We start from the raw sequence: 7,717 nt of genomic DNA, 5'->3' as shown, positions 1-7,717 counted from the left end.
CCGGCCGCCGCCGCCGCGGTGGCCGCCGCGGCGCTGCCGGCCGCCGCCGGCGGCCCGCTGCTGGGCGGCCTGCTGCTCGCGCTCGAGGCGGGTCTGCGCGGCCTCGCCCTTGTAGATCCACACCTTGACGCCGATGCGGCCGAACGTCGTCCGGGCCTCGTAGAACCCGTAGTCGATGTCGGCGCGCAGCGTGTGCAGCGGCACCTGGCCCTCGCGGTAGAACTCCGACCGCGACATCTCCGCGCCGCCGAGGCGGCCGGAGCACTGCACCTTGATGCCCTTGGCGCCGGACTTCATCGCCGACTGGATCGCCTTGCGCATCGCGCGGCGGAACGCCACCCGGCTGGACAGCTGCTCGGCCACGCCCTGCGCGACCAGCTGCGCGTCCACCTCGGGGTTCTTGACCTCGAGGATGTTCAGCCGCACCTGCTTGCCGGTCAGCTTCTCCAGGTCGCCGCGCAGCCGCTCGGCCTCCGCGCCGCGGCGGCCGATGACGATGCCCGGCCGGGCGGTGTGGATGTTGACCTCGACACGGTCACGGGTCCGCTCGATCTCCACCTTGGAGATGCCCGCCCGGTCCATGCCCTTGTTGAGCATGCGCCGGATCTGGACGTCTTCCTTGACGTAGTCCTTGTAGAGCTTGTCGGCGAACCACACGCTCTTGTGGTCGGTGGTGACGCCGAGCCGGAACCCGTGCGGGTTGATCTTCTGACCCACTACCGGGCCCTCCTCTGCTTCCTGCCGCCGCCCGCCGAAGCCTCCTCGCGCGACTCCAGCACCACGGTGATGTGGCTCGTGCGCTTGTTGATGCGGTAAGCCCGGCCCTGGGCGCGGGGCCGGAAGCGCTTCAGCGTCGGCCCCTCGTCCACCCACGCGCGGCTCACGACCAGCGTGTCGGTGTCGAGCTTGAAGTTGTGCTCGGCGTTGGCGATGGCGCTCGCCAGCACCTTGCCCACCGGCTCACTCGCAGCCTGGGGGGCGAACCGCAGCACCGCCTGAGCCTCCGTGGCCGGCAGGCCGCGGATGAGGTCCACCACGCGGCGGGCCTTCCTGGGCGTGACGCGGATGTACCGCGCCTGGGCCCTGGCTTCCATCGCTAGTTCCTCTCCGTGTTGCGATCCTCGCCCGCCGCGACGGGCGAGACCCTCTGCCTGCTCAGCCGCGACGGCTGCGGCGGTCTTCCTTGACGTGGCTGCGGAACGTGCGCGTCGGCGCGAACTCGCCGAGCTTGTGCCCCACCATGGCCTCGGTGATGAACACCGGGACGTGCTTGCGGCCGTCGTGCACCGCGATCGTGTGCCCGATCATCTCGGGAATGATCATGGAGCGCCGCGACCACGTCTTGATGACGTTCTTGGTCCCCTTCTCGTTCTGCTCCTCCACCTTCTTCAGAAGGTGGTCGTCCACGAAGGGGCCCTTCTTAAGGCTACGTGGCATGACGAGCGACTCCTACCGCTTCTTCTTCGTGCGCCGACGGACGATCAGCCGGTCGCTGGGCTTGTTGGCCCGGCGGGTGCGGCCTTCCTTCTTGCCCTTGGGGTTGACCGGGTGCCGACCGCCGGAGGTCTTGCCCTCACCACCACCGTGCGGGTGGTCGATCGGGTTCATGGCCACACCGCGGACGGTCGGGCGCCGGCCCTTCCAGCGCATGCGGCCCGCCTTGCCCCAGTTGATGTTGGACTGCTCGGCGTTGCCGACCTCGCCCACGGTGGCGCGGCAGCGCACGTCCACCATCCGCATCTCGCCGGAGGGCATGCGCAGCGTGGCGTACTTGCCCTCCTTGGCCAGCAGCTGCACGCCCGCGCCCGCGCTGCGGGCGATCTTGGCGCCGCCGCCCGGCCGCAGCTCGATGGCGTGGATGACGGTACCGGTCGGAATGTTGCGCAGCGGCAGGCAGTTGCCCGGCTTGATGTCGGCGCCCGGACCGTTCTCGACCCGGTCGCCCTGCTTGAGTCCCTGCGGGGCGAGGATGTAGCGCTTCTCGCCGTCCACGTAGTGCAGCAGCGCGATGCGGGCGGTGCGGTTCGGGTCGTACTCGATGTGCGCGACCTTCGCCGGGATGCCGTCCTTGTCGTCCCGCCGGAAGTCGATGATCCGGTAGGCGCGCTTGTGCCCGCCGCCCTGGTGCCGCGTGGTGATGCGACCGTGGTTGTTGCGCCCGCCCTTCTTCGGCAGCGGGCGCAGCAGCGACTTCTCCGGCTCGGTGCGCGTGATCTCGACGAAGTCGGACACGCTCGCACCGCGACGGCCGGGCGTCGTCGGCTTGTACTTACGGATGCCCATCTTTTTCGTTCATCCCTTGTCTGCTCCGGCGATCCCGGCCGTCAGGCCGGGGTCCCGAAGATGTCGATCCGGTCGCCCTCGGCGAGGCTGACGATGGCGCGCTTGGTGTCCTTGCGCTTGCCCCAGCCGTACCGCGTGCGCTTGCGCTTGCCCGGCCGGTTGAGGGTGTTCACCTTCGTCACCTTGACGTTGAACACCTCCTCCACGGCCTGCTTGATCTGCGTCTTGTTGGCGTCCGGGCGGACGATGAAGGTGTACTTGTTCTCGTCCAGCAGTCCGTAGCTCTTCTCCGAGACGACCGGCGCGATGATGATGTCGCGAGGGTCGGCGATCTTGTTCATTCGGCCACCGCCTCCGAAGCACCGGACTTCTTGGTAGCGCGCGCGATGAACTCGTCGTAGGCGGCCTTCGTGAAGACCACGTCGTCGTTCACCAGCACGTCGTAGGTGTTGAGCTGGTCGGACACCAGAAGGTGGACGCTGGGCTCGTTGCGCAGGCTCTTCCAGGTGACCTCGTCCTCGCGGTCCAGGACCACCAGCACCCGCCGCGCGTCGGTCACGCCGCGCAGCGCGGTCAGCGCCGTCTTGGTCTTGGGCGTGTCGCCCTCGATCAGGTGGTCGACCACGTGGACCCGGCCGTGGCGGGCCCGGTCCGACAGGGCGCCGCGCAGCGCGGCGGCCTTCATCTTCTTCGGCGTCCGCTGGGTGTAGTCGCGGGGCTGCGGCCCGTGGACGGTGCCGCCGCCGGCGAACTGCGGGGCGCGGGTCGAGCCCTGGCGGGCCCGGCCGGTGCCCTTCTGCCGGTACGGCTTCTTGCCGCCGCCGCGCACGTCCCCGCGGGTCTTCGTGGCGTGGGTGCCCTGCCGCGCCGCGGCCTGCTGCGCCACCACGACCTGGTGGATCAGCGGCACGTTGGTCTTGGCGTCGAAGATCTCCGCAGGCAGGTCGACGTCCAGCTTGCTGGTCACTTGCCCGCTCCCTTCACTGCGTCGCGAACCATGACCAGCCCGCCGTTCGGGCCGGGAACCGCGCCCTTGATGAGCAGCAGGTTCTTCTCCGGGTCGATGGCGTGGATGGTCAGGTTCTGCACGGTGGTCCGGGCGTTGCCGTGCCGCCCCGCCATGCGGAGGCCCTTGAAGACGCGACCGGGGGTCGCGCAGCCGCCGATCGAGCCCGGCGAACGGTGCTTGCGCTGGGTGCCGTGCGAGGCGCCGAGGCCGCCGAAGCCGTGACGCTTCATCACACCAGCGGTGCCCTTGCCCTTGCTGGTGCCGGTGACGTCGACCTTCTGCCCGGCCTCGAAGACCGTAACGGTGATCTCCTGGCCGAGTTCGTACTCGGAGGCGTCATCGGTCCGGATCTCGGCCAGGTAGCGGCGCGGGGTGACGCCGGCCTTCTCGAAGTGCCCGGCGCGCGGCTTGTTCACCTTGCGCGGGTCGATCTGGCCGTACCCGAGCTGCACGGCGCTGTAGCCGTCGCGGTCCTGGGTGCGGATCTGGGTGACGACGCACGGCCCGGCCTGGACGACGGTCACCGGAACGATCCGGCCCTCATCGTCGAAGACCTGGGTCATGCCGAGCTTCTCGCCCAGGACGCCCTTCCTGTTCCTACTCATCTTCGGTGCGTCCCTCAGAGCTTGATCTCGATGTCAACGCCGGCCGGAAGGTCGAGCCGCATCAGCGAGTCGACCGTCTTGGGCGTGGGATCGATGATGTCGATCAGCCGCTTGTGCGTGCGCATCTCGAAGTGCTCGCGCGAGTCCTTGTACTTGTGCGGCGAGCGGATGACGCAGTACACGTTCTTCTCGGTCGGCAGCGGCACCGGGCCCGCGACCTTGGCGCCCGTCCGCGTCACCGTCTCAACGATCTTCTTCGCGGAGGTGTCGATGACCTCGTGGTCGTAGGCCTTGAGCCGGATGCGGATCTTCTGTCCCGCCATGGTGGCCTCGGTGTCCTTTGCTGGTAGTGCCGCTGGGTGTTCGATCGTGACGCGGCGGCCCGGCCTGTGGTTCTGGCGGCCGGGCCGCCGCGTCGACGAGAGGTGTTACTTGATGACCTTGGTGACGCGACCCGCGCCCACGGTCCGGCCACCCTCACGGATGGCGAACTTCAGGCCCTCCTCCATGGCGACGGGCTGGATCAGCTCGACGCGCATCTCGGTGTTGTCGCCCGGCATGACCATCTCGGTACCCTCGGGCAGGTTCACGACGCCGGTCACGTCCGTGGTCCGGAAGTAGAACTGCGGACGGTAGTTGTTGAAGAACGGCGTGTGCCGACCACCCTCGTCCTTGGACAGGATGTAGACCTGCGCCTCGAACTCGGTGTGCGGGGTGTTGGTGCCCGGCTTGATGACACACTGGCCGCGCTCCACCTCCTCGCGCTTGACACCGCGCAGCAGGAGGCCGACGTTGTCGCCCGCCTGGCCCTGGTCGAGGAGCTTGCGGAACATCTCGACGCCGGTGACGGTCGTCTTGAGCGACTCCTCCTTGATGCCGATGATCTCGACTTCCTCGTTGACGTTGATCACGCCACGCTCGATGCGGCCGGTCACCACGGTGCCGCGGCCGGTGATCGAGAAGACGTCCTCGATCGGCATCAGGAACGGCTTGTCGGTGTCGCGCTGCGGCTCGGGGACGTTCTCGTCCACGGCCTTCATGAGCTCCTTGATGGACTCGGCCCACTTGGCGTCGCCCTGCAGGGCCTGGAAGGCCGAGACGCGGACGACCGGAACCTCGTCACCGGGGAACTCGTACTCGCTGAGCAGCTCGCGGACCTCGAGCTCGACCAGCTCCAGGATCTCCTCGTCGTCGACCATGTCGCACTTGTTCAGGGCGACGACGATGTAGGGCACGCCGACCTGGCGGGCCAGCAGCACGTGCTCCTTGGTCTGCGGCATCGGGCCGTCGGTGGCGGCCACGACCAGGATCGCGCCGTCCATCTGGGCGGCACCGGTGATCATGTTCTTGATGTAGTCCGCGTGACCCGGGCAGTCCACGTGCGCGTAGTGCCGAGCCTCGGTCTGGTACTCGACGTGCGCGATGGAGATGGTGATACCGCGCTCGCGCTCCTCGGGGGCCTTGTCGATGTCCTCGAAGGGCGTGAACGGGTTGAGGTCGGGGTACTCGTCGTGCAGCACCTTGGTGATCGCCGCGGTAAGGGTGGTCTTACCGTGGTCGATGTGCCCGATGGTGCCGATGTTTACGTGCGGCTTGGTCCGCTCGAACTTGGCCTTCGCCACTGGTTGCTCCTTGTTGCGATCGTCGGCCGGCTGGACCGGCCGCCTGATGCTGCTGGCTGGTGACCTCGGGCTCGGGTGCTACTCGCCCCGCGCCTTGGCGATGATCTCCTGCGCGACGTTGCTGGGCACCTCCGCGTAGGAGTCGAACTGCATCGTGAAGACCGCCCGGCCCTGGGTCTTGCTGCGCAGGTCGCCCACGTAGCCGAACATCTCCGAGAGGGGCACGAGCGCCTTGACGACCCGCATCCCCGCGCGCTCGTCCATGGCCTGGACCTGACCGCGCCGGCTGTTGAGGTCACCGATGACATCGCCCATGTTGTCCTCGGGCGTGGTGACCTCGACCGCCATCAGCGGCTCCAGCAGCGTCGGCGCCGCCTTGCGGGCGGCCTCCTTGAACGCCATGGAACCGGCGACCTTGAAGGCCATCTCCGAGGAGTCGACCTCGTGGTAGGCGCCGTCCTGGAGGGTGACCTTCACACCCACCATCGGGTAACCGGCGAGCACGCCGAACTCGGCCGCCTCCTGGCAGCCGGCGTCCACCGACGGGATGTACTCCCGCGGGATGCGCCCACCGGTGACCTTGTTCTCGAACTCGTAGCCGTCGTTGCCCTCGCCCAGCGGCTCCAGGTCGATGATCACGCGGCCGAACTGGCCCGAGCCACCCGTCTGCTTCTTGTGGGTGTACTCGACCTTCTCCACCTTCTTGGTGATCGTCTCCCGGTAGGCCACCTGCGGCTTGCCGACGTTGGCGTCGACCTTGAACTCCCGCTTCATGCGGTCGACCAGGATCTCCAGGTGCAGCTCGCCCATACCGGAGATCACCGTCTGGCCGGTGTCCTCGTCGGTGCGGACCTGGAAGGACGGGTCCTCCTCGGCCAGCCGCTGGATCGCCGTGGACAGCTTCTGCTGGTCGGCCTTGGTCTTCGGCTCGATCGCCACGTGGATGACCGGAGCCGGGAAGGTCATCGACTCCAGGACGATCGGGTCCTTCTCGTCGCACAGCGTCTCGCCGGTGGTGGTCTGCTTGAGACCCATCACCGCGACGATGTCGCCGGCGCCGACCCGGTCGATCTCCTCACGCTTGTTGGCGTGCATCCGGTAGATCTTGCCGATCCGCTCCTTGCGCTCCTTGACGGAGTTCAGGACCTGGGAGCCGGACTCCAGGACGCCCGAGTAGACGCGGATGAAGGTCAGCTTGCCCAGGTGCGGGTCGGACACGATCTTGAAGGCCAGCGCGGAGAAGGGCTCCTCCTCGCTGGGCTTGCGGGCCAGCGAGGTCTCCTCGTCGCGGACCGCGTGCCCCTCGATGGCCTCCACGTCCAGCGGCGAGGGCAGGTAGCGGACGATCGCGTCCAGCAGCGGCTGCACGCCCTTGTTCTTGAACGCCGTGCCGCACAGCACCGGGGTCACGTTGCCCGCGATGGTGGCGCGCCGGATCGCCGGGTAGAGCTGCTCCACGGTGGGCTCGGTGCCCTCCAGGTACAGCTCCATGATCTCGTCGTCGTTCTCGGCGAGGGTCTCGATCAGCTTGTCGTGCCACTCGCGGGCGATCTCGACGTGGGTGTCGGGGATGTCGACGACGTCGTACATCTCGCCGAGCTTGGCCTCCTCGTTCCAGAGGAGGGCCTTCATCGTGACCAGGTCGACGACGCCCCGGAAGTCGGCCTCGGCGCCGATCGGCAGCTGCATGGCCAGCGGGGTGGCCTGCAGCCGGTCACGGATCATGTCGACGCAGCGGTGGAACTCGGCCCCGACCCGGTCGAGCTTGTTGACGAAGCAGATCCGCGGGACGCCGTAGCGGTCGGCCTGACGCCAGACGGTCTCCGACTGCGGCTCGACGCCGGCGACACCGTCGAACACCGCGACCGCGCCGTCCAGGACGCGCAGCGACCGCTCGACCTCGATGGTGAAGTCGACGTGGCCCGGCGTGTCGATGATGTTGATGGTGTGCTTGACGTCGTCGACCGGCCAGGTGCAGGTGGTCGCGGCGGAGGTGATGGTGATCCCCCGCTCCTGCTCCTGCTCCATGTAGTCCATGGTGGCGGCGCCGTCGTGGACCTCGCCGATCTTGTAGCTGATGCCCGTGTAGTACAGGATCCGCTCGGTCGTCGTGGTCTTGCCCGCGTCGATATGGGCCATGATCCCGATGTTGCGGACCTTGGCCAGGTCTACACCGGTCTTGGTAGCCACTGTCGTCC

The 7,717-nt window shown here is 68.1% G+C and carries 10 protein-coding genes; all 10 read right to left on the bottom strand.

All coding sequences use genetic code 11. From position 1 onward, the window contains the following. On the bottom strand, positions 1 to 717 hold a 717-nt coding region (gene rpsC / locus ABD879_RS13095; RefSeq protein ID WP_345021018.1), incomplete at its 3' end, for a 30S ribosomal protein S3. Beyond that, a complete protein-coding gene (gene rplV / locus ABD879_RS13090) occupies positions 717 to 1,094 on the bottom strand; it encodes a 50S ribosomal protein L22 (RefSeq protein WP_285494277.1) in 378 nt (125 codons plus the stop codon). The genes rplV and rpsC, both read right to left, overlap by 1 nt. A gap of 61 nt (positions 1,095 to 1,155) precedes the next feature. Further along, positions 1,156 to 1,437, bottom strand: a complete 282-nt coding sequence (gene rpsS / locus ABD879_RS13085) for a 30S ribosomal protein S19 (protein ID WP_067912145.1) — start codon at positions 1,435 to 1,437, stop codon at positions 1,156 to 1,158. Between the two features lie 12 nt (positions 1,438 to 1,449). Further along, positions 1,450 to 2,283 carry a 50S ribosomal protein L2 gene (rplB, locus tag ABD879_RS13080; protein ID WP_345021016.1) on the bottom strand — a complete coding sequence of 278 codons (834 nt, stop codon included), beginning with the start codon at positions 2,281 to 2,283 and terminating at the stop codon, positions 1,450 to 1,452. A 41-nt stretch (positions 2,284 to 2,324) separates the two neighbouring features. After that, the gene (rplW, locus tag ABD879_RS13075) at positions 2,325 to 2,624 is read right to left on the bottom strand and encodes a 50S ribosomal protein L23 (RefSeq protein ID WP_345021014.1); all 300 of its coding nucleotides are present in this window, start codon (positions 2,622 to 2,624) and stop codon (positions 2,325 to 2,327) included. After that, positions 2,621 to 3,250, bottom strand: a complete 630-nt coding sequence (gene rplD, locus ABD879_RS13070) for a 50S ribosomal protein L4 (RefSeq protein ID WP_345021012.1) — start codon at positions 3,248 to 3,250, stop codon at positions 2,621 to 2,623. Before rplD ends, rplW begins: the two co-directional genes overlap by 4 nt. Next, positions 3,247 to 3,897, bottom strand: coding sequence for a 50S ribosomal protein L3 (gene rplC, locus ABD879_RS13065; RefSeq protein ID WP_345021010.1), 651 nt, complete (start codon positions 3,895 to 3,897; stop codon positions 3,247 to 3,249). The genes rplD and rplC overlap by 4 nt, the downstream gene beginning before the upstream one ends. Before the next feature lie 14 nt (positions 3,898 to 3,911). Next, complete coding sequence (gene rpsJ / locus ABD879_RS13060) at positions 3,912 to 4,220, bottom strand: 30S ribosomal protein S10 (RefSeq protein ID WP_018657599.1); 309 nt, start codon at positions 4,218 to 4,220, stop codon at positions 3,912 to 3,914. Positions 4,221 to 4,325: 105 nt separating this feature from the next. Then, positions 4,326 to 5,519, bottom strand: a complete 1,194-nt coding sequence (tuf, locus tag ABD879_RS13055; RefSeq protein ID WP_285494281.1) for an elongation factor Tu — start codon at positions 5,517 to 5,519, stop codon at positions 4,326 to 4,328. Between the two features lie 78 nt (positions 5,520 to 5,597). Then, complete coding sequence (gene fusA, locus ABD879_RS13050; protein ID WP_345021008.1) at positions 5,598 to 7,709, bottom strand: elongation factor G; 2,112 nt, start codon at positions 7,707 to 7,709, stop codon at positions 5,598 to 5,600. Between the last annotated feature and the right edge of the window lie 8 nt (positions 7,710 to 7,717).

Source organism: Actinomadura keratinilytica (assembly GCF_039539665.1).
GTDB classification, from domain to species: domain Bacteria; phylum Actinomycetota; class Actinomycetes; order Streptosporangiales; family Streptosporangiaceae; genus Spirillospora; species Spirillospora keratinilytica.
This window is presented reverse-complemented; position numbering and strand designations above follow the sequence as displayed.